This window comes from Polaribacter marinaquae, assembly GCF_038019025.1.
GTDB classification, from domain to species: Bacteria; Bacteroidota; Bacteroidia; order Flavobacteriales; family Flavobacteriaceae; genus Polaribacter; species Polaribacter marinaquae.
In genome coordinates, this window is the sequence record NZ_CP150496.1 from 345,556 (window position 1) to 368,296 (window position 22,741).

Genomic DNA, 22,741 nt, shown 5'->3' on the forward strand with positions numbered 1-22,741 from the left:
CCCCAAAATCTAGAATTACTAGATTCCTTTATCAATAGTTATTATGAAAAAACAGTAAAATGAAAACAAAATTATTTTTATTATTAGTATCTATCTTTAGTCTTAACATGTTTAGCCAAACTGTTGCAATTCCAGACACAAATTTTGAACAAGCTTTAATTGATTTAGGTTTTGATTCTAACGGATTAAATGGAAATATTTTAAGTTCGGATGCACTATTAATTGACAGTTTGAAAATTGGAAATCCGTTAGAAAACGAATTAACACCAAATGTTTTAGGAAAAATAACAGATATTTCTGGTATTGACTCAATGACAAATCTAACTTATTTAGATGTAAGAGAAAACGAAATTACTACAGTAGATTTATCTACAAATACTGCTTTAGTAGATGTTAGTATTGGCACCAATTTATTATCCACAATTGATGTTAGTAATAATATCAATTTAGTTTCATTATTTGTAAATGAAAATCAATTAACTTCTATAGATATTTCTAATAATAACAATTTAGAGCGATTAGGTATTATGAATAATCAAATATCAGCTATTAATGTATCTCATTTAGTCAATTTAAAAGAGTTTTATGCTCATGGAAATCAGTTAACAAACTTAGATGTTTCGAGTAATATAAATCTAGTTGTTTTAAGAGCTTATGATAATTTGTTATCGAGTTTAGATGTTACAAATAATACTTTATTAGAAACACTTCGCATAGAAAATAATCATCAATTAAATCCAAATAATACAATTTCTACATTAGATTTATCTAATAATATCAATTTAAAAGATTTAAGATTTTCGAACAATCCTATAAACTCTATTGATGTCAGCAATAATGTAAATTTAGAATTCATTACTTTTTACGGAGTTGGTATTTCTTCTATAGATTTATCTAAAAACGTAAATTTAAAACGTATTTATGGTGGATTTAATGGTAATATGTCTGCTATTGATATTAGTAAAAACACAGAATTAGAGTTTTTTACTTTTGTTGATAATAATTTAACGAGTTTAGATGTTTCTAATAATAATAAGTTACAAGTATTAGTTTTAGATAACAATAATGTTTCTAATTTAGATTTTACAAGCTTATCAAATTTATATTGGTTTTCTATTGAAAATAACGATTTTACTAGTGTTAATTTATCTGATTTAGATAAATTAACAAACTTGTATTTAAACGGAAACAATCTTTCGAATTTAGATATTAGTAATAACTTATTATTAATTTCAGATCCAGAAATAGTAAGCGTTACCCTACAAGAAAACGAAAATTTATCGTGTATTCAAATTGCAGAATCACAAGTTACAACTACATGGCTAAAAGATGAAAACGCAGCTTTTAATTTAGATTGTTCTGCGACAGAAGTTACTACGATTCCTGATTCTAAATTTGAACAAGCTTTAATTGATTTAGGCTTTGATTCTAACGGATTAAATGGAAATATATTAAGTTCGGATGCACTGTTAATTGATAGCTTAAAAATTGATAATAAAGAAATTTTAAGTTTATCTGGAGTTGAAAAAATGTCTAACTTAATTTATTTAAGGGCAAAAAATAATAGTTTAACTGCTATTGATGTTACAAAAAATATAAACTTAAAATATTTAAATTTAGATGGTAATAATTTGTCTGAACTAGATGTTACTAAAAATATAAACTTAGAATTAATTAGTCTATTTGGCGGAAGTAGTGGTTTAACAAGTGTAGATTTATCTATGAATACCAATTTAAAAAGTGTTTATTTAACAACACTATCAAATTTAGAAACTGTAACCTTTGGCAACTCACCAAACTTAACTTTTATACAATTAGCATATAACAAAATAACATCGCTAGATTTAACCGGTTTACCAAGTTTAGAAACTTTAAGAATACCGAATCAAGCAATGACAAGTTTAGATGTTTCTCAAAACCTAAATCTATCCATATTATGGGCTTCAAACAATGCCATTACAGGTAATTTAGATTTAACTAATAATTTGTCTTTAACACAACTTTTGGTAGACGGAAACCAAATAACTGGTTTAGATGTTTCTGAAAATAGTGCTTTAACGTTTATAAGAGCACATAATAATCATATTACAACAATAGATGTAAACGCAAATGTAAATTTAGAATACTTATGGTTGGGTGGTAATTTTGAAGACTTAGGTGGAAGTTTAGAAACGAATACAATTAGTGCTTTGGATGTATCAACAAATACAAACCTAAAAGAGTTAATACTTGCAGGATTAAATTTAAGTTCAATCGACATTTCTAATAATACAAATTTAACCTTGTTAAATGCGAATTCTAATAATTTAACAAGTTTAGATATTGCTGTAAATGATTCTTTAGAAGTTTTGGCTTTTGGAAATAATGAAATTGCAACAATAGATGTAACAGATAAACCTAGTTTAAAAGAATTATATGGCTGGAAAACAAATTTAACACAACTAAATTTAGATAATAATACAAAACTAGAAAAGCTTATAATTTTCGATACCAAGCTTAACAATATCGATCTTTCTAATAATTTACTTTTAAAAGAAATAGACATTAATCAAGTTAAAAAAACAGGAACTTTAGACTTGTCTAAGCATACAAAATTAGAGTCTTTTGTAATTGCAAATACGCTGTTAAGTGAACTAAATTTAAGAAATGGTCATAATACAAGTATAACATATGCAGAAATTACAGACAACCCTAATTTAACTTGTGTTACTGTTGATGATGTTAGTTATGCAAATTCTAACTTTACAAATATAAGCAACGGAATAGTTTTTAATACAAGCTGTGGTATTTCTGATGATCTTGTTTCTGTGCCAGATGCAAACTTTGAACAAGCTTTAATAGATCTTGGTTTTGATTCTAATGGTTTAAATGGTACAATACTAAAAACTGATGCTGTTTTAATTGATAGCTTAAAAATTGGAAATCCTTTAGAAAATGAATTTACACCTAATGTTTCAGGAAAAATAAAAGATATTTCTGGTATAGCTTCTATGACAAGTCTAACTTATTTAGATGTTCGACAAAATGAAATTTCAACTGTAGATTTATCAGATAATACTAGTTTGGTTGATGTAAGTTTGGGTGAAAATCAATTATCAACTATAGATGTTTCTGCTAATGTTAATTTAATCTCGTTATTTGTAAATGACAATCAGTTAACATCAATAGACGTTTCAAATAATTCTGCTTTAGAACGTTTAGGGATTATGAGAAATCAGTTTACATCAGTAGATGTTTCTACATTATTAAATCTAAAAGATTTATTTGTTCATGGTAATCAATTAACAAGTTTAAATACTTCAAACAACACAAAACTAACTTGGTTATATACATCAGATAATCCTTTTTCGAATGGTTTAGATCTTTCAAATAATACATTATTAGAAAGGTTATATGTCTGGAATAATCAGTTATCATCTTTAGACGTAACAAATTTGCCAAATCTAGAATTTCTTTATGCGAGTGCAAACCTTTTTACAAGCATTGATCTTAGCAATAACACAAAATTAGAAAGACTTTCTATTTTTGACGGTAAATTAACTGCATTAGACATTACTAAAAATACTGTTTTAAGTGATTTAAGAATCTATAATAATCAGATTACTAGTTTAGATTTAACAAAGAACCCTGAATTAATTATTGCGTGGATTGAGGCAAATCTATTAACAGAAATTGATTTAAGCGCAAATACCAAAATAGACAATTTAGCTATTGGTATTAATCCTATTTCTTCTCTAGATGTTTCTGCTCAAACAGAAATGAGAATTTTAACAGCAGAACAAACAAATATTGGTTCAGTTAATCTATTTAATAACCCTAATTTATTAGAAGTTTGGTTAGCAGATAATTCTAACCTTACTCAAATGGATTTTTCTGCACAAACAAAAATGTATCGATTAGGGATTTACAATACAGGTATTTCTGAATTAAAATTAGGTAAATCTCCAATAACTAGTTTATTAGCAGGGGATAATCCTAATTTGTTAAAAATAGATTTAAAAAACGGTAATAATACAAGTCTAACTGAATTTGATGTAAGCAATTCTCCAAATTTAACATGTATAAAAGTAGATGATGTAACTACTGTGTCATCAAGTTTTCCAGAAGTTAATGCATCATTATTTAATATAGATTGTGGTTTTGTTACAGAAGATATAGTTAATATCCCGGATGTAAATTTCAAATCTGCTTTAATTTCTAATACTTTAATTAATTTAAATAGCGATAATGAAATTCAGGTTTCAGAAGCTCAAGCTTTTTCTGGAGGTATTGTGGCTAATGGAAAAGGAATTGAAGATTTAACAGGAGTAGAAGCGTTTATAAATATTACTACTTTAGAAGTTAGAAATAACTTATTAACTACTATAGATATATCAAATAACACAAAGCTTAAAATTTTAAGTATCGATCAAAATCAACTTAGTTCTTTAGATATTAGCAGTTTAGTTGATTTAGAATATTGTTATGCAGGCGAGAATAAAATAACAACCATAGATCTAACAAATAATGTTGCTTTAACCAGATTATGGTTAAATATAAATGAGTTAACATCAATAGATATTTCTAAAAATACAGCTTTAGAATCATTACAATTAGATTGGAATTTCGGTTTAACAGCAGTGGATTTTTCTAATAACTTATCTTTAAATAGAATCCATTTATGGAAAACAGCAATTAGTACAATCGACGTTTCTATGCTACTAAATCTAGAAAGATTATATGTGTCTGAAACTAATATTACGTCATTAGATATTTCTAAAAACACAAAATTGTATGATTTAAGAATGGGAGATAATAATATTACTGATTTAGATTTTTCTAATAATGTAGAATTAACAAGAATTGATGTAATAAATTCTGGCTTAACATCTTTAGATATATCTAAAAATCCAAAGCTTAAAATTTTAATTGCAAGCGATAATGCTTTAACTGGCTTAGATTTAACAAACAACACGCTATTAGAAGAGTTGTATTTAGGTAATAATAACATTATAAATATTGATATTAACCAAAATACAGCATTAACTAAATTATATTTAAATGATAATGCGCTAGAAAGAGCTTATTTAAGAAACGGAAATAATCAATCTATTGTAGAATTCGATATTAAAAATAACGAAAATCTTAGTTGTATCGCTGTTGATAATGTTGTTTTTTCTGATGAAAATTGGTTAGAAAAAGATGCAACGGTAAGTTATAATATAGATTGCGCATCAGAATGGGAAGTTTATACTACAGATACAAACTTAGAAACGGCTTTGGTTACTTTTGCTGGCTTAGATGATGATGGTGACGGAGTTGTAACCTACGAAGAAGCTCAGGCTTTTACAGGTGATTTAGATTTAAGTGGAAGAAATATAACTTCGGTACAAGGTTTAGAAGCATTTACAAATGCTGCTAGTATAAATATTTCTGGAAACAGTATTACAGATATAAGTAGTTTATTAAATGCAAATGCAGTTGTTGTTTCGTCTAGAATAACAGGCGAGAGAAGAAGCCTTTCGGTTAATAATAATTTAAAAGTTTTAAATGTTGCCAACAATTTAATTGAAGCAATAAACATCTCTAAATTAACAAGTATAACAGATTTAATTGTTACCAATAACAACTTAAGTAGTTTAAATTTAAAAAATGGTGCTAATAGTACTTTAATAAATTTTGATGCTACCGGAAATCCGAATTTAACTTGTATTGAGGTTGATGATGTAGATGCTGCAATTAATAATACGAATTGGAAAAAAGACAAAGAAGCAAATTATAACCTTTCTTGTAAAGTATTGTCTGTAGATAATCAGTTTTTAAAAGATAATATTACCATTTACCCAAACCCAGCAGAAGATTACATTACAGTATCATTATCTAATGGCTTATTAGTAAAATCTATAGAAATGTATAACTTGGTAGGTAAAAAAGTTTTAAAATCTAAAGAAATAGATTTAGATATATCGCGCTTTTCAAGCGGAGTGTATTTTATTAAAGTAATTACAGATAAAGGTACATTAATGCAAAAGCTTCTTAAAAAATAGAAAAAGGAAGATAGTATATTAATTTAAAGCGAGTTGACGAAAGTCAATTCGTTTTTTATTTTTGAAAATAATAAATCCTGTTACAAATTATAACTTATTCTTTTATGCCAATATTTCACAAAAAAATAATTTACTTATTCTTTATCGTTTTAACTTTAACTACGAACTCTCAAGTTAAAAAAATAAATTACAATGACGGTAAGTTATTTGGTGAAGGTAAAATGATAGATGGTAAAAAAGAAGGTGAATGGGTTTATTATCACAAGAAAGGAGAAATTCTAGCGAAAGGTCCTTTTAAAGAAGGAAAAGAAAATGGTTATTGGGAAGGATATGTACCTAAAGGAGATATTTATTTCAAGGGAAATTATATAAACGGAAACAAAGTAGGAACCTGGTTACAAGGAAATAGTGTTTTTTTAGATTATTATATTGAAAAAAAATATGCAGACAACGGAAAAGAAATTGAACCAAATAAATTTAAAGCTGTTTACAAGTCTGGTAAAATATATGCTACATGTAATTTAGTTGATGAGGATTTTGATGGGCTGTTTAAAAGTTTTTTTGAAAATGGTGAAATAAAGGAAGAGGGAAAATATTCTAAAGGAGAAAGAGCAGGAGAGTGGAAGAGTTATTTTGATAACCATCAATTAAAAACCATAGTAACATTTGTCGATAATAATGAAGAAGGTTTATATTTTAATTATTACAGAGACGGGTCGCCAAATTTTATTATAAATTATACTAAAGGAAAGTATAATGGTGAATATCTAGAGTTTTTTGAGGACGGATCTCTTAGAGCAAAAATCAATTATATTAATGGTGATAAGGACGGAGCTGCTTTTAAATATTTAGAAAAAGATAAATTATTATTCAAGGGGATTTATAAAGGTGATGAAATAAGCGGACAGACTGTAGAGTATACATACCATAAAAATGGTAAACTAAAGTCTAAAATAGAATATAATGAGCACGGTTACAATGGAGAGTATTCTTATTATTTTGAAAATGGAAAACCTGAAGTTTTAAAAAATTATAAAAATGATGAGTTAGATGGTTTACAGAAAATATTCTTCAAAAACGGTGCATTAGAAGAAATTACTAATTACGTAAATGGTAAAAAAACAGGTTATCAAAAAGAATATCATTATAATGGTAAATTAAAGAAAAGTGTTAACTATTTAAATGGCAAAATTACTGGTTCATATAAAGAATATTATTCAGATGGATTAATTAAAGAGTCAGGTAATTATACCTCTGGTAAAGAAAATGGTACATTTAAAATATATTACAAAAGTGGTAAACTTAAAAAACAAACTAAATTTATAAATGGTTTAAGGAACGGAGAATGCAAAATATATTATGAAACATTATCAGGAAAATATTTTCTAGATGAAAAAGGAAGTTATTTTAACGATAAAAAAACAGGTACTTGGTACGATTATTTTGATAGTGGTGAAATAAAATCTAAGTTTATTTACGATAAAGGTTCTTTAACAAAAGAAATTCATGCAGTAAAACTTGTTATTCATAATAATACAAATCAAAAAATTCAATTACTTTTAAGACATAAAAATACTAAAGACCAATGGGAAACAATCGGTTGGTTTCACTATAAGCCAGGGGAAAAGAAATTGTTAAGGTATTTATTAGATCCTAAGTTTCTTTATTATGCAAGCTCTTTCAATGATAAAATGTTTTGGAGGGGAGATCAGACTAGACAATATAAAGGAAAATCTTACAAAATGAAAGTAGTCAATATAAAACCCTCTTTATTTTTAAGTAAAAAAGGTAAGTTTGAATTAACCTTAAATTAATTAATTTTAATTCTTATTTTAAAATTAAGAACTCTTCCAGTCATAAAATTAGGAATCCCAAATTGATTTTTAGAATACACATCTCTAACCCAAGTGTTGGTTATAGAATTCTGTATATCAAACATATTAAATAATTCTAAACCAGCTGTTAGTTCTTTAAAATTAGATAACCAGCCCGTTTTGTATTGTTTGTTTGCATCTGTAAAAACATAAGAAATTCCTAAATCTGCTCTTTTGTAATCACGAAGTCGTTCTTGAAATTGATATACATCAGCATAAGCCGGTGCACCACCAGGAACACCTGTGTTATAAACTAGGTTTAAATAAGCCTTTAAATTTGGCAGATTAGGCACATAGTCTTGAAATAAAACAGCAAATTTTAATCTTTGGTCTGTTGGTCTAGAAATATCACCTCTATTTTCTATGTTTTCTTCTGTTTTTAAGTAACCTAAACTAACCCAACTTTCACTTCCAGGTACAAATTCACCATTCAATCTTAAATCTATTCCGTGAGCAAAACCTGTTGTTAAATTATCTGCTCTGTAACGAATTCTAACATTATCAACAGAATAAGCATTAATATCATTTAAATTTTTGTAATATAATTCTGATGTAAGCTTAAAAGGTCTTCCCCATAAATCAAAACTATAATCCATACCTGCAACTAAATGTATAGATTTTTGAGCTTTTACATTCTCATTTATAGTACCATTAAAATCTTTTAATTCTCGATACGAAGGTGGTTGAGAATACCAACCAGCCGCAAATCTAAAAAGCATATCGTTATGCCAATTAGGTTTAATTGAAGCTTGAATTCGAGGGCTTATGGTTGTTTGACTTTTAGAAGTTTTAGAGCCAGATTTAACACTCCAATTATGTGCTCTAATTCCAATATTATACCAAAATTCACTGTCGCCCATAAATAAACGCTCATTAAACTGAACAAAACCCGAAACTCTATTTATAGATACATTATTATCTTTTCTAATATTTTGAAATGGTGTAATTGGACCTTCAAAAGATTTATAAGGTTGATTATTTGAAATATGATTTGGTGGTCTTACAGAGAACCCTAAAGAATCAATAACTTCCCATTCTCTTATTCTTTCTCTAACATCTTCATGTTGATATTTAATACCAAAATTTAATTGTTGTCGGTCTTTTTTATAAGTTCCTTTTAGTTGAACATTATTAATCAAAGCATCTAAATCGTTTCTAGCATGATTTAACTGTGATCCAATTCCTTGAGAAAAATCTACTACACCAAAATTTTCAGAGCCAATATTAGCATCAACTTCTCCTAAATTGTAAGAAGCCGCAATATCGTAATACTCTTCTTCTTGTGTGTTGTATGAAGAAATTGTACTTGAGAAAGATAAATTTTCATTTACAGAAACATCTGCAGACAAAGCATTAAAAAGCGTTAAATAGTTGTTTTCTTCTTTTCCTTCATAAAAAACAATTAATTCTAAAGGATTTGCAACAGTACCGAATCTTGTTCTTCTAGATATTGGTTGATAATTGTAATTGTTTAAAGAAAAGTTACTCAGATAGTTTATAATAACTTTGTTGTTTACTTTATACGTGATATAAGATTGTAAATCTGTAAATTTTGGTCTAAAGTTTGTTTCAATTTGTTTACTGTTTACAAACAAGCTATTATCTCTATACCTTAAACTTGTGATTAAAGTTAATTTATCTTCTAAAAACGGACTTTCGAAAGTTAAGCTACCACCTAATAAACTTGCATTTATAGTAGTTACAGTTTCCGTTGGTTTTTTGTATGTAATATCTAGAACAGAAGATAGCTTGTCACCATATTTTGCTTGAAAACCTCCTGCAGAAAAATCTATATTCTGAACCATATTAGAGTTTATAAAACTAAGCCCTTCCTGCTGACCAGATCTTACTAAAAAAGGTCTATAAACTTCAATTCCGTTTACATAAACAAGGTTTTCATCAAAATTACCACCTCTAACATTATATTGTGTACTTAACTCATTGTTATTATTTACGCCAGGTAAAGTCATTAAAATATTTTCTACACCTTCATTGGCGCCAATAATATTTTTTGCTTTGTTTACGTCAATTTTAGTGATTCCGCTAGCTGCTTTTCTATTATCTTTTACAACCACTTCTTGTAACGATTCTGTTTTAAGAATTAAAGTAGGAGAGTAGCGAATTGCATTTCTACTTTTTGCCGTAATTTTATGAAAAATAGTTTTATAACTAATATGACTAAATTTTAAAGTAATTTCTTTCTTATAAGGTATTCTAATTGAGTAATTACCATTTTTATCAGTAATGGTTCCTTTTGAGCCATATTCTACAGATACGTTTTCTATAACAGTTTTATTAGTGTTTTTTATGGTACCTTTTAATATGGTTGTTTTCTGAGAAAAAACAGAAAGCGGTAAAAATAATATGATTAATAGTAAATTTCTTTTCACGAATAAATTAATTTGTTTGTTTCTTAAAAAACGTTGCAGAACGCTCTGTAGTATTACCTACATTGTCAGACACTATAATTCTAAAATTATGCTTGCTTCCAATCAATTTATTGTCATCAAAATTATATGTTAGAATTCTTCTTTTATGATTAAATTGCATTAAAACCCATTTACCATCTATAGTTGCATGCCAGTTTTTGATACCAGAACCAACATCAGAAATTTTGACTTTTAAAGTATTGAATTTCGATATCCATTGATTATTTTTAAAATACAAAATATTAACCTTAGGTTTTTGATTGTCAGAAATTAAAGAGTATTTACCTAAAGTTTTTGTTGTTGTGTAAAAAGTACTGTCTTTTTTTCTTGTATTTGTGTACCTAGGATATTTTTGATTTTCAACATTAGCAATATATAACTTTTCTTTTTGTGCTTTTGTGTATTTAGAAACATCAAAAGTTAAGGTAAAACTTTTATCTAAAGGTACTGTTTTGTCGTGTATTTTTGCAATGTTGTTTTCCACCTTAAAATCTAAATAAATATCATCATAAAAGCTGTTTTTAGGGAAAGCAACAGTTACATTTTTGTTTGTAAATTTATGAAATTTATCTGCAGTAATTTTATAAATGGTAGTGTCTTTTTGTTTTTTGAAAATAGCATTAATTTTTTTACCAATTACCGGAATTGTAACAGCGCTTGTATTTCCTTTAAAATCTCTAGCTATTATTTTTATGGTGTAATTTAAACCATTTTCGATGTTTATTTCGCCTTTATCAACAAGATCTTGATAAATTGATAGTTTATTATTTTTTACTTTAAAGGTTTTCTGAATTCGACTTCTATACTTTTTATAATACGCATAATCTATTAATAGATTTAAATATTTGCTTTCAGAAAAAGAAAAAGTTTCTACATCGTGATAATAATGTCTTTTACCATTAACTAACATTTCTAAGCTATAAATTCCGTTTTTATTTAAAGCCTTATTTAGTCTATCAAAAACATTGATACCAAAACCAATACGCCCACTTGCAAAGATTCTATTTGCAGTATATTTACCTTTACCAATATTTTTTACAGCGATTTTAAAACTATTATTTTGCTGATTAATTCTTGACCCTTCATTTAAAGGATAAACTTGTAAAGATTGAATTGTAGGTGATTTGGTATCGTCTACTTGTAAACCAAAAAATAAAGGGTTTATAACGTTTTCTGATTTTGTATTTCTAATTTCGAAGTGTAAATGTGGGCCACCAGAACCGCCAGTATCACCAGAATAGGCAAGTAATTCGCCCTTTTTTAAGACAAATTTGTTCTTTTTAGGGAATAAATTACCAGTTTCATAATTTTCTTTCTTGTATTGTATAGATTTAACGTATGCCTCGATTTCTGGATTAAATTTACTTAAATGACCATAAACCGATGTATAACCATTTGGATGTGTAACATAAATAGCTTTACCATAACCATATTGTTGCACTTTAATTCTAGAAACGTACCCATCTGCAACGGCAACAACTTTTAAACCTTCTTTACCTTGCGTTTTAATATCTAAACCAGAATGAAAATGGTTGCTTCTTAATTCGCCAAAAGTACCAGATAAAACAATTGGTATATTTAAAGGGTTTCTAAAATAATCTTTTGGATATTTATCTTGAGCTAAACTAAAAAGCGGTAGTAATAAGAGTATAAATAATTTCTGTTTCAAAAAATGTGTTTTTTTGTGTAAAAATAGTAAAAAACATCATTTTACTAATTAGCTAGTAGCCAATAATTTATTAAAATATCAATTAAATGTTGTAATATTTAAAACAGAACGTTAACTTTGTGTGTATAGTTTTATTCTAAAAATTTTATGAGTAATACCTTAGAAGCAATTCATTTACTGGAAGATAAGTTAAAAAACTTACTTTCTAATTATGAATTTTTAAAAAAAGAAAATGAAATATTGCTTCAAAGTGCTACAAAATATCAGCAAAAAATTATAGAACAAGAGCAAATTATAAAAAATCAAAAACAAGAATTTGATTTATTAAAAATAGCAAAAACTATAGACGGCAGTAATACAAATACAAGAGATACAAAACTCAAAATAAATACATTAATTAGAGAAATCGATAAATGTATTATTCAGTTACAAGAATAAAGTTCTTTAAATTGTGGATAAATTAAAAATTAATATAGTTATAGCTGGTAGAACTTACCCTTTAAGTGTTAATAATACTAAAGAAGAAGAAGGTATGCGAAAAGCAGCTACAGCAATTAATAAGTTAATTTCTATGTACGAGCAAAATTATGCAGTAAGCGATAAACAAGATGTTTTAGCTATGTGTGCTTTACAGTTTGCTTCTAAATTAGAAATATCTACAATAGAAAAAGGTTCTGAAAATACTGAAACAATAAATAAATTAAGAGAATTAACCAATTTGGTTGATACTCATTTAAAATAAGTTCTTTAAAATACATTAACAACACACTGCCTACGTTAGTAAATTGTTTGATAAACTCAACAAGTATCTATTATAAAGGATAAGTCTCGGTTGCTAAAGCATGCCACTATTGCTATATATTTAGTATTTTATGTGGATCCTTGATCAGCTGGTTAGTCCTAAACCTGTAATAATGGAGTTTATAAAAACCAAACTAGCGTAGGCTTTTTTTATATATTAAAATTAAATTATGGATGGAATGTTACTTCCCATTATTGTGGGAATTATTGGAATTGCAGTAGGTTTTTTTATTGCAAAATCAATTGAAAAATCAAAAGGGAAAAAGCTTTTAAATTCTACAAGAAAAGAAGCTTCAGCAATTATTAAAGAAGCTAAAATTGATGCAGAATCAATTAAAAAAGATAAAATTTTACAGGCTAAAGAAAAGTTTATAGAACTTAAGTCTGAACATGAAAAAGTAATTTTAGGAAGAGAAAAGAAAATCTCTGAGGTAGAGAAAAGAATTAGAGATAGAGAATCTAAAGTAGCATCAGAAGTTGATAAAAACGTTAAGTTAAATCGTTCTTTAGAACAGAAAGAGAAAGACTTTAACCATAAATTAGATTTCTTAGAGAAAAAAGAAAATGAGTTAGAAAAGATGCACAAGCGTCACGTAGATATGTTAGAGCAAATTTCTGGTTTATCTGCAGACGAAGCTAAAAAAGAATTGGTTTCTTCTTTAAAAGATGAGGCGAAAACAGAAGCAATGGCATTTATTCAAACCTCTATAGAAGAAGCTAAATTAACAGCAGAACAAGAGGCTAGAAAAGTTGTTTTAGGAACTATACAAAGAGTAGGCGTAGAGCAAGCTGTAGAAAACTGTGTTTCTGTTTTTAACTTAGAGTCTGATGATGTAAAAGGAAGAATTATTGGTAGAGAAGGTAGAAATATTAGAGCTATTGAATCTGCCACAGGTGTAGAAATTATTGTTGATGATACGCCAGATGCAATTATTTTATCTTGTTTTGATCCTATTAGAAGAGAAATTGCTCGTTTATCTTTACATAAATTAGTTACAGACGGTAGAATTCACCCAGCTAGAATTGAAGAAGTTGTAAGTAAAACCGAAAAGCAAATTACTCAAGAAATTATAGAAGTTGGTAAAAGAACGGTTATAGATTTAGGAATTCACGGTTTACATCCAGAATTAATCAAGGCTGTTGGTAGAATGAAATATAGGTCTTCTTACGGTCAGAATTTATTACAACACTCTAGAGAAGTTGCTAATTTATGTGGAATTATGGCGGCAGAAATGGGCTTAAATCCTAAAGTTGCAAAACGTGCTGGTTTATTACACGATATTGGTAAAGTACCAGATGCAGAAAGTGAACTACCACACGCATTATTAGGTATGCAATGGGCAGAAAAATATGGTGAAAAGCCAGATGTTTGTAATGCTATTGGAGCACACCACGATGAAATTGAAATGAAAAGTTTAATTTCTCCTATCGTACAGGTTTGTGATGCTATTTCTGGTGCAAGACCAGGAGCTAGAAGACAGGTATTAGATTCTTACATTCAGAGATTGAAAGATTTAGAAGATATCGCTTTTGGTTTTACTGGTGTTCAAAAAGCATATGCAATTCAAGCAGGTAGAGAATTGCGTGTTATGGTAGAAAGTACAAAAGTTAACGATACAAAAGCCTCTGAATTGTCATTCAGTATTTCTCAAAAAATACAAAACGACATGACATATCCTGGTCAAGTTAAAGTTACTGTAATTAGAGAAACTAGAGCTGTTAACGTAGCCAAATAATTTACTCTAATTTATATTATAAATTGAATCCCGCCAAAAGCGGGATTTTTTATTTTCTAGGATGATATGTTTCTACAACTTCTTTTAAGTATGATCTGTCTAAATGAACATATATTTCTGTGGTAGTTATACTTTCATGCCCTAACATTTGTTGTATAGCTCTTAAATCTGCACCATTTTGTAATAAATGTGTTGCAAAAGAATGTCTTAAAGTGTGCGGACTAATTTTTTTATGTAAACCAATATCTGATGCTAACTTTTTTAGTATCATAAAAATCATTTGTCTAGTTAAAGCTTTTCCTCTTCGATTTAAAAATAAAGTATCCTCATATTCCTTTTGAGGTTTTATATGTACTCTAATTTGATTTATATAAATTGAAACATACTTCTGAGCTTCTTGGTGAATTGGAACAAATCTTTCTTTATTTCCTTTACCTAAAACTCTTATAAATCCTTCTTCAAAAAATAAATCTGAAATTTTTAGTGTTATCGCTTCACTTACACGTAATCCACAGCTATAAATTGTTTCTAAAATTATTCTATTTCTTTCTCCTTGCGGATGACTTAAATCGATTGCAGATATCAATAAGTCGATCTCTTCTTGCGATAAAGTATCAGGTAATTTTCTTCCTATTTTTGGTGTCTCTAATAAATCTGTCGGATTTGTTGTTCTGTAGTCTTCAAATATTAAATAATCAAAAAAACTTCTTAAACCAGAAATTATTCTAGCTTGACTTCTAGGGTTAACCTTTTTAGCAACATCATAAATAAATAATTTTATTGTCTCAGCATCAATTGTAACAGGGGTGTTCACAATATTATTCTCTGTAATAAAGGAATATAATTTTTCTAAATCTTTTGTGTAGCTTATAATTGTATTTTTAGAAAGACCTCTTTCTATTTTTAAATACATTTGATAATCTTTAATTGCGTGTTGCCAATTCATGACGTAAATTTAGTAAATAAAAAAACCATCCAAATAATGGATGGTTTTAAAAATTTATAAAAAACCTATTCTTAAATAGTTTTAGAATAACTTCCGTTTTTAGGTTGTAAATCGCCCGTAATTATTAAAATTAAATCAATAATATACCAAATTCCAAAACCTCCTAAAGTGATTAATTTTAAAACTCCCAATAAAGTGTATCCTAGATAGAATCTATCTACACCTAATCCTCCTAAGAAAAGAGATAATAATAAAGCTGTTACTTGGCTTTTACCAGAGTTAGCAGCCGCTGCATAAGTTGTTACTTCTTTCTTTTCTACTTTATTGTCTTTAATCACTTCTACAATTTCCTTAGTTTTTTTTACAGGGAAAGATGCATGTGTATTAAAAGAAAAAGCAAAGAAAGCAAATAATAATGTGTAAATAGTTAATGATTTTTTCATGAAGTTTGGTTTTTTTTAAGTTATTTGTGTCAAATATAGCAGATTTCTATGAATAAAAATATTATAGTTTTAGTTAGTTTATTAACCGTTTTTAATCTGTTTTCTCAAGATAGAAAAGAGTTTGATTATGAGTTGTTAGGCGCATTAGCGTTAGAATCTAATCAATTGATTTCTTATAAAATAGTTTTTAATGCTAGAGAAAACGGGTTTATAGAAGGATATTCTTACACAGATTTATCAGGAGAAAACGAAACTAAATCATACATAAGAGGTTATTATGATGTGAAATCTAAAAATATTCAGTTTAAAGAAAGTGATATTTTATATACAAAATCTGAGTTTTTACCAGAAGAATTTTGTTTTGTAAGCTTTAAAGGAAAATTTAAAGGAGAAACTAAAAAAAAGCTCTTAGAAGGTAATTTTACAGGTATTTATGATGATAGAGATACTTGTGCAATCGGAAAATTAAAATTAGTTAGTACTAAGTTTGTTGAGAAAAAAATAAAAAAAGTATATAAGAAAGTAAAGAAGATTAGCAAAGTTAAGAAAATTGACAGTGTAGTTATTGCCGAATTAGAGCCAGAAAATTATTTAAAAAAGTTTAGCGAAACAAAAATTAGATCAGGAGAAAAAGTATCTGTATTTGTTTATACAAGTAAACTTAAAATGGAAATTTGGGATTATGGTAAAGAAGATGGTGATGTAATCACGATACTTAAAAATAATAAACCTGTTTTAGAAAACTATGCTGTAACAAAAAAGAAGAAATCAATCACCTTAAATTTAGAAGATAACAATAACTTAATTAAAATTATTACAGTAAACTCTGGTAAATTAAAAACCAATACTACAAAGTTAATTTTATACGATTTTAGAAGAGAATATGAGGTAGTTGCTGATTTAGAGGAAGGTAAAGAAGCTTTAATTAATATTGTAAAATTGAATGTTAAAAAGTAGCTTTCAAATTAATTCATTTGAGTTAATTTAATTCCTTTTTGAGCAAATATTACGTGCAGAACCAAGATACTTTTGTAAGAGAATTTAAACTAAAATTTTTAATTATGAAGAAAGTATTATTTATTGCGTTTTTAGCAATAGCAGGTTTAGGTAAAGTAAATGCACAAGAAGGTGTTTTAAATGGAGGTTTTAATGTTGGTTTACCAACAGGAGACGTAAGTGATCTAACTAGTTTTACTTTAGGAGCAGAGTTAAATTATATGTTTCCGGTAGCTGAAGGTTTCACATTAGGACCATCTGTACAATATTCGCACTTTTTTGGAGAAGAAGTAGAAACTATTGGAGGTACATTTGATGTATCAGATTCTTCTTTCTTACCAATTTCTGGTGCAGCAAGATTTAACGTTTCAGAAAAATTTGTTTTAGGAGCTAACATTGGTTACGCTTTAGGATTAGATGAAGGAAACGATGGTGGTTTTTATTACAGACCAATTGTTGGTTACAAAATTGGAGATACGACACAATTAAATTTATCATATTCGGGTATTAGCAATGATAATCTAACATTTTCTAACGTAAGTTTAGGGGTAATGTTCGGAATCTAAGTTAGATTATTGATTATAATACACCAAAACGGAGGCAAATGCCTCCGTTTTTTTTGTAAAAAAAATGTATTTTTGAAATATGAAAATAATTATAATTAACGGACCAAATTTAAATCTCTTAGGAAAACGTGAACCAGAAATTTATGGTTCTAAATCATTTGAAGATTATTTTAGAGAATTACAATTAAAATTTGATAACATAGAATTGTTTTATTTTCAAAGTAATGTTGAAGGAGAACTTATCAATAAATTACATGAGGTGGGATTTTCTTATGATGGCATTATTTTAAACGCCGCGGCTTACACGCATACTTCTGTTGGCTTGGGTGATGCAATCAAAGGAATTGACACACCGGTAATAGAAGTTCATATCTCTAACATTCATGCAAGAGAAAAATTTAGACAGCACAGTTTTATTTCACCAAATGCTAACGGAGTTTTATTTGGTTTTGGTTTAAAAGGATACGATTTAGCAATACAGAGTTTTTTATAAATCAAGTTTCATTTTGATGTTTGCTCTTTCGTAGTGAACATCTTTTTCTAAAGGAATTTCAACAAATCCTACTTTTTTATATAGATTTATTGCTGTTTCTAGTTTTCTGTGACTGTAAAGTGTGATATTTTCCCAATTTTTCTCTTTAGCAAATAATATGCAATGATTTATCAACCTTTTACCAAACTGTAACCCTTGATATTCTTCTAAAACTGCCATTTTACTTAATTCAAAATAAGATTTTTGGTTGATAAAAGCTGCAGTACCTATAATCTTAGAATCAAATTTTAGAAAAAAAACAAATCCTCCATTATCAATAATATATTCTTTAGGATTACTTAAAATTTTTTCGTCATAAGGCTCAACATAAAAGAATTTTTCTAACCAGTTAACATTAAGATTATAAAAATCTTTAGAATACCTATCTTCAAAAGAAATAATTTCAAACGGTAAAATTTTATGAGACATAGAATTTTTATGAGTTAAGCTAAATAAGATAATTTTGAACGTAAAAATAATACCTTTCAACGAAAGACAATGATTAATCTATTTAAAAAAATTATATTTGTATTAGCCCTATAAAATAAAAAATGCAAAAAGATAAATGGCTTTTTGAAATAACGCCAAAAAACAATTTATTAGACTTAAACTTAAAGGAAGTCTGGCAGTATCGAGATTTACTTCTTTTGTTTGTAAAAAGAGATGTTGTTACGTTATATAAGCAGACAATTTTAGGTCCACTTTGGTATCTAATTCAACCATTGTTTACCTCTGTAATATTTACGTTGGTATTTAATAATATCGCAGGTATTTCAACGGGTGAAATTCCACCTTTTTTATTCAATTTAGCAGGTGTAACTACTTGGAATTATTTTAAAGAATGCTTAACAGCTACTTCTGATACTTTTAAAAAAAATGAAGCAATTTTTGGAAAAGTATACTTTCCGAGAGTTATAATGCCGATGTCAATAGTGATTTCTAATTTGTTAAAATTTGGTATTCAAATATTTATATTTGTTTGTTTCTATCTTTATTATGTTATTTCAGGATATGACATATTACCAAATATATATATATTGTTTTTTCCTTTATTGATAATTGCAATGGGGATGATTGGTTTAGGCTTAGGGATGATTATTTCATCTATGGTAACCAAATATAGAGATTTAACTTTTTTAGTATCTTTTGGTGTTCAGTTGCTGATGTATTTATCAGCAGTGATGTATCCTTTAGATTTAATGAGAGAAAAGTTAATAAATGCTGAAAAAGGAACTGATTATTCTTGGGTTGTAGATATAAATCCTATAGCACATTTAATAGAATTTGGTAGATTTATACTTTTAAGTGATGGTGATTTTTCTTCTTTCGGAATTGTCTATACATCAATATTTACAGTTATAATTTTCTTTTTAGGATTATTGATTTTTAATAAAACAGAAAAAACTTTTATAGATACTATTTAAATATGAGTAAGGAAGTTATTTTAAAAGTTGAAAATTTATCTAAACAATATCGTTTAGGAACTTTAGGTACAGGAACAATAAGCCATGACTTAAATCGTTTTCTAGCTAAAATTCGAGGAAAAGAAGACCCGTATTTAAAAATTGGTGAATCTAATGACAGAGCATCTAAAGGAGAATCAGAATATGTTTGGGCGTTAAAAGACATCAATTTTGAAGTGAAGAAAGGAGAAGTTCTAGGAATTATTGGTAAAAACGGAGCGGGAAAATCAACATTATTAAAGATACTTTCTAAAGTAACTGGTCCAACCACAGGTTCAATAAAATCAAATGGAAGAATTGCTTCTTTGTTAGAAGTTGGTACTGGTTTTCATCCAGAAATGACAGGGAAAGAAAATATCTTTTTAAATGGCGCTATTCTTGGAATGACAAAAAAAGAAATAGCATCTAAACTAGATGAAATTATAGCATTTTCTGGTTGTGAGCGTTATGTTGATACGCCTGTTAAACGTTACTCTAGCGGAATGAAAGTGCGTTTGGCATTTGCTGTGGCAGCACATTTAGAACCCGATATTTTAATTGTTGATGAAGTTTTAGCAGTTGGTGATGCCGAATTTCAAAAGAAAGCAATAGGTAAAATGCAAGATATTTCTAGAGAAGGAGGTAGAACTGTTTTGTTTGTGAGTCATAATATGGCAGCTGTTAAGAGTTTGTGTACGAGAGCTTTTGTTATACATAATGGAGCAATTGATTTTGAAGGTAAAGTAGAGGATGCTATTAATGAGTATTTAAAAGGAGGGAAAGCTAATTCTTACAAAGAAAATTATGATATTAGAAAAGGAAATGGTTTAATTAAAGTAGTAAAAACTGAAATATATGGAGAAAACCAAAACTTATCACCTCAAACTGCAAAACCTTTTCATTTAGAGTTTTATATAGAAAGCAGTAAAAATAGTATTGAAACTAAAGATCTTCGTTTAGATGTTAAAATAGATGATCAATATGGACAGAGAATAGGGTGGTTAAGTAATTGGTTATATAAAGTAGAAAATCTTGAAAAACCTAATTCAATTTTATTTAAAGTAGAAAACTTACAGTTAAATGTAGGAAGATATTATATAAGTACAGACATGTATTATAATAATACTAGAACAGATTGGTTACAAAACTATATGTATTTTGATGTTACGGAAGGTGATTACTATACTAATGGAAAAGTGATTCCTATTGAAGAAGCTAGAATTTTATTAGATTTTAATGTAAGTTTTAAGTAATGAGAATACTATTTATTTGCCCAGATATTAATAAACCTACAGGTGGTATTAAACAAATATACAGACAGGTAGATGTTTTAAATAAAAACGGTTTTAAAGCTTTTATCTTACATCAAAACCGTTCTTTTAAATGTACATGGTTTTATAATTCTACCCCTATATTATATAATTCTAAGATTTTTAAGGATATAGAGCTTCTAAGGTTTGGGAAACCAAAAGGGTTACAAAAGATAAGAAAATTTATAAAGAAAATAGTTACTTTTAAACTTGACAAAATAAATAATCAAAATATAGAAATAACTGAGTCAGATATTTTGGTTTTTCCTGAGGTTTATGGTAATAAGGTAGCTAAACTATTACCAGATATAAAAAAAGTAATTTATAATCAAGGTTGTTATCAGACTTTTTTTGGACATAATTTAGACTTAAATAATAAAGAAACACCATACTTAAGTAAAGATTTAATAGCGATAATAGTAAACTCAGAAAATGGTAAAAAATATATAAATTATTCTTTTCCCAATAAAGATTTGTATAGAGTACATTATGGTATAGATCGTAATAACTTCTATTATCAAAAAAATAAAAAGAGACAAATAGCTTACATGCCTCGTAGGTTAAGAGTTGATTTGTTACAAATAATTAATATATTAAAATTTAGAGGTGTTTTAGAAGGTTGGGAATTAGTAGAAATAGATAACATGACAGAGAATCAGGTTGCTAATGTGTTTAAAGAAAGTGCTATTTTTTTAAATTTTAGTATAAACGAAGGTTTTGGTATGCCACCTGCAGAAGCTATGGCTTGTGGTTGTTTGGTTATCGGTTATCCAGGAAAAGGAGGAGATGAATTTTTTAAAGAAGAGTTCAGTTATCCAATACCAGATAGAAATGTTTTGATGTATGCACAAAAATTAGAGCAGCTATTACTTAACTATGATAAAAATAAATTAAAGCATTTAGAACAAGGTAAAAAAGCATCTGAGTTTATTTTAAAAGAATATGCTATTGAAGTTGAGGAAAATGATATTACATCTGTTTGGACTTCAATTTTTGAAAAAAATAATTTTAATAAATAGTTTATTTATAACCATCTTATTATTTTAAAATTAAATATGCATAAGGTTTCTATTATTTTACCCAGTTATAATCATAAACAATATTTGTTAGATAGATTACATACAATCAAAAATCAAACATATAAGTATTGGGAGTTAGTTATAATAGATGATGCATCTACAGATGGTAGTATAGAAGTGCTTAAAAAGTTTAAGGAGGAAAATTCAAATAAAATATCAAATTTTATTGTTAACAAAAAAAATTCTGGTAGCGGATATAAATCTTGGCAAAAAGGAATAGAATTAGCAAAAGGAAAATATATATGGATTGCTGAAACAGATGATTATTCTGATTGTTTTTTTTTAGAAAAATTAGTTAATGCCTTAGAGAATAATTCTAAAGCAGCTTTAGCTTTCTGCAATTCTTTTTATGTTAATAAACATAGAAAAAAAATGTATACTTCTGAAAAAAGAACACATGATTTAGAGGTAAAGAAAAAAACATCAAAAGTGTTTGATAATAAGCTTTTTATGGATACTGTTCTTTTTAACCCATACATTACAAACGGAAGTGCAGTTGTGTTTAAGAACCCTTCTGATAATATCCCAAATAAATTATTTAGTTACAAACAATCATCTGATATGTTTTTATGGACTTATTTAATAAAAGATAGGAGTTTTGTATTTGTAAATGAGCATTTAAATTATTTTAGAAGACACGAAAATTCTACTACTGTAAAAAATAATATTAGTAATTTAAAAATGATTTATTCAGAAAAAATATCTTTTTTAAATTATTTTAATTTTAAAGATAAAAAAAAGGAATTTTTACAACATTACATTAAGTATTATGTATGGAACAACAAAAAACAGTGGTATAAAATAAAATTTTTATATCGGCTAAATGATAATAGGTTTTTAGCTTTTTTATATTACAAACATCTACTTAGATTTTTGATAAACAAAATTTAAA

17 protein-coding genes and 1 other RNA gene are annotated in these 22,741 nt (G+C 27.3%); 13 read left to right on the top strand and 5 right to left on the bottom strand.

Going from position 1 to position 22,741, the window contains the following annotated elements; genetic code table 11:
- Positions 1-59: 59 nt before the first annotated feature.
- Positions 60-6,026 (top strand): T9SS type A sorting domain-containing protein, encoded by a 5,967-nt coding sequence (locus WG950_RS01635; protein ID WP_340933728.1) that lies wholly within the window; start codon positions 60-62, stop codon positions 6,024-6,026.
- Positions 6,027-6,130: 104 nt separating this feature from the next.
- The gene (locus WG950_RS01640; protein WP_340933729.1) at positions 6,131-7,840 is read left to right on the top strand and encodes a hypothetical protein; all 1,710 of its coding nucleotides are present in this window, start codon (positions 6,131-6,133) and stop codon (positions 7,838-7,840) included.
- On the opposite strand, the gene WG950_RS01645 is transcribed toward WG950_RS01640, so the two are convergent.
- Positions 7,837-10,290 (bottom strand): TonB-dependent receptor, encoded by a 2,454-nt coding sequence (locus WG950_RS01645; RefSeq protein WP_340933731.1) that lies wholly within the window; start codon positions 10,288-10,290, stop codon positions 7,837-7,839. The genes WG950_RS01640 and WG950_RS01645 overlap by 4 nt on opposite strands.
- Before the next feature lie 7 nt (positions 10,291-10,297).
- On the bottom strand, positions 10,298-11,998 hold the full coding sequence (locus WG950_RS01650) for a M23 family metallopeptidase (RefSeq protein ID WP_340933733.1): 1,701 nt from the start codon (positions 11,996-11,998) through the stop codon (positions 10,298-10,300).
- 147 nt (positions 11,999-12,145) lie between these two features.
- Between WG950_RS01650 and WG950_RS01655 the strand changes: the two genes are divergently transcribed.
- The 4 genes from WG950_RS01655 to rny all read left to right on the top strand — a co-directional run bounded on the left by WG950_RS01655 (position 12,146) and on the right by rny (position 14,535).
- On the top strand, positions 12,146-12,436 hold the full coding sequence (locus WG950_RS01655) for a hypothetical protein (protein WP_340933735.1): 291 nt from the start codon (positions 12,146-12,148) through the stop codon (positions 12,434-12,436).
- Positions 12,437-12,449: 13 nt separating this feature from the next.
- Positions 12,450-12,740, top strand: a complete 291-nt coding sequence (locus WG950_RS01660; RefSeq protein WP_340933736.1) for a cell division protein ZapA — start codon at positions 12,450-12,452, stop codon at positions 12,738-12,740.
- Positions 12,741-12,794: 54 nt separating this feature from the next.
- A non-coding RNA gene (gene ssrS / locus WG950_RS01665) (6S RNA) lies at positions 12,795-12,921 on the top strand.
- A gap of 48 nt (positions 12,922-12,969) precedes the next feature.
- Entirely contained in the window at positions 12,970-14,535 is a 1,566-nt protein-coding gene (gene rny, locus WG950_RS01670) for a ribonuclease Y (protein WP_340933738.1), read from the top strand.
- A gap of 49 nt (positions 14,536-14,584) precedes the next feature.
- Here rny and xerD read toward each other — a convergent pair whose 3' ends face one another.
- Together xerD and WG950_RS01680 are read right to left on the bottom strand one after the other, a co-directional pair.
- Complete coding sequence (xerD, locus tag WG950_RS01675) at positions 14,585-15,481, bottom strand: site-specific tyrosine recombinase XerD (protein ID WP_340933739.1); 897 nt, start codon at positions 15,479-15,481, stop codon at positions 14,585-14,587.
- Between the two features lie 71 nt (positions 15,482-15,552).
- Entirely contained in the window at positions 15,553-15,924 is a 372-nt protein-coding gene (locus tag WG950_RS01680; RefSeq protein ID WP_340933740.1) for a TM2 domain-containing protein, read from the bottom strand.
- Between the two features lie 48 nt (positions 15,925-15,972).
- Between WG950_RS01680 and WG950_RS01685 the strand changes: the two genes are divergently transcribed.
- The 3 genes from WG950_RS01685 to aroQ all read left to right on the top strand — a co-directional run bounded on the left by WG950_RS01685 (position 15,973) and on the right by aroQ (position 17,979).
- Positions 15,973-16,881: a hypothetical protein gene (locus tag WG950_RS01685; protein ID WP_340933742.1), complete on the top strand. Its 909-nt coding sequence runs from the start codon at positions 15,973-15,975 to the stop codon at positions 16,879-16,881.
- A 104-nt stretch (positions 16,882-16,985) separates the two neighbouring features.
- Positions 16,986-17,486, top strand: coding sequence for an outer membrane beta-barrel protein (locus WG950_RS01690; protein ID WP_079738931.1), 501 nt, complete (start codon positions 16,986-16,988; stop codon positions 17,484-17,486).
- 79 nt (positions 17,487-17,565) lie between these two features.
- Positions 17,566-17,979 (top strand): type II 3-dehydroquinate dehydratase, encoded by a 414-nt coding sequence (aroQ, locus tag WG950_RS01695; protein WP_340933746.1) that lies wholly within the window; start codon positions 17,566-17,568, stop codon positions 17,977-17,979.
- On the opposite strand, the gene WG950_RS01700 is transcribed toward aroQ, so the two are convergent.
- Positions 17,974-18,447 (bottom strand): GNAT family N-acetyltransferase, encoded by a 474-nt coding sequence (locus WG950_RS01700; protein WP_340933747.1) that lies wholly within the window; start codon positions 18,445-18,447, stop codon positions 17,974-17,976. The genes aroQ and WG950_RS01700 overlap by 6 nt on opposite strands.
- Positions 18,448-18,569: 122 nt before the next feature.
- Between WG950_RS01700 and WG950_RS01705 the strand changes: the two genes are divergently transcribed.
- Genes WG950_RS01705 through WG950_RS01720 form a run of 4 tightly spaced genes read left to right on the top strand, consistent with a single transcriptional unit; the run spans position 18,570 to position 22,740 of the window.
- Positions 18,570-19,442, top strand: a complete 873-nt coding sequence (locus WG950_RS01705; protein ID WP_340933749.1) for an ABC transporter permease — start codon at positions 18,570-18,572, stop codon at positions 19,440-19,442.
- 2 nt (positions 19,443-19,444) lie between these two features.
- Complete coding sequence (locus WG950_RS01710) at positions 19,445-20,713, top strand: ABC transporter ATP-binding protein (protein WP_340933750.1); 1,269 nt, start codon at positions 19,445-19,447, stop codon at positions 20,711-20,713.
- Complete coding sequence (locus WG950_RS01715; RefSeq protein WP_340933751.1) at positions 20,713-21,789, top strand: glycosyltransferase family 4 protein; 1,077 nt, start codon at positions 20,713-20,715, stop codon at positions 21,787-21,789. Before WG950_RS01710 ends, WG950_RS01715 begins: the two co-directional genes overlap by 1 nt.
- 36 nt (positions 21,790-21,825) lie before the next feature.
- Entirely contained in the window at positions 21,826-22,740 is a 915-nt protein-coding gene (locus WG950_RS01720; protein WP_340933753.1) for a glycosyltransferase family 2 protein, read from the top strand.
- The last annotated feature ends 1 nt before the right edge of the window (position 22,741 follow it).

What these genes read in the sequence shown, in the direction of transcription:
- WG950_RS01635 (WP_340933728.1), top strand. Translation starts at nt 60, where the DNA reads ATGAAAACAAAATTATTTTTATTATTAGTATCTATCTTTAGTCTTAAC.
- WG950_RS01640 (WP_340933729.1), top strand. Translation starts at nt 6,131, where the DNA reads ATGCCAATATTTCACAAAAAAATAATTTACTTATTCTTTATCGTTTTA.
- WG950_RS01655 (WP_340933735.1), top strand. Translation starts at nt 12,146, where the DNA reads ATGAGTAATACCTTAGAAGCAATTCATTTACTGGAAGATAAGTTAAAA.
- rny (WP_340933738.1), top strand. Translation starts at nt 12,970, where the DNA reads ATGGATGGAATGTTACTTCCCATTATTGTGGGAATTATTGGAATTGCA.
- xerD (WP_340933739.1), bottom strand. Translation starts at nt 15,481, where the DNA reads ATGAATTGGCAACACGCAATTAAAGATTATCAAATGTATTTAAAAATA.
- WG950_RS01680 (WP_340933740.1), bottom strand. Translation starts at nt 15,924, where the DNA reads ATGAAAAAATCATTAACTATTTACACATTATTATTTGCTTTCTTTGCT.
- WG950_RS01685 (WP_340933742.1), top strand. Translation starts at nt 15,973, where the DNA reads ATGAATAAAAATATTATAGTTTTAGTTAGTTTATTAACCGTTTTTAAT.
- WG950_RS01690 (WP_079738931.1), top strand. Translation starts at nt 16,986, where the DNA reads ATGAAGAAAGTATTATTTATTGCGTTTTTAGCAATAGCAGGTTTAGGT.
- aroQ (WP_340933746.1), top strand. Translation starts at nt 17,566, where the DNA reads ATGAAAATAATTATAATTAACGGACCAAATTTAAATCTCTTAGGAAAA.
- WG950_RS01700 (WP_340933747.1), bottom strand. Translation starts at nt 18,447, where the DNA reads ATGTCTCATAAAATTTTACCGTTTGAAATTATTTCTTTTGAAGATAGG.
- WG950_RS01705 (WP_340933749.1), top strand. Translation starts at nt 18,570, where the DNA reads ATGCAAAAAGATAAATGGCTTTTTGAAATAACGCCAAAAAACAATTTA.
- WG950_RS01710 (WP_340933750.1), top strand. Translation starts at nt 19,445, where the DNA reads ATGAGTAAGGAAGTTATTTTAAAAGTTGAAAATTTATCTAAACAATAT.
- WG950_RS01715 (WP_340933751.1), top strand. Translation starts at nt 20,713, where the DNA reads ATGAGAATACTATTTATTTGCCCAGATATTAATAAACCTACAGGTGGT.
- WG950_RS01720 (WP_340933753.1), top strand. Translation starts at nt 21,826, where the DNA reads ATGCATAAGGTTTCTATTATTTTACCCAGTTATAATCATAAACAATAT.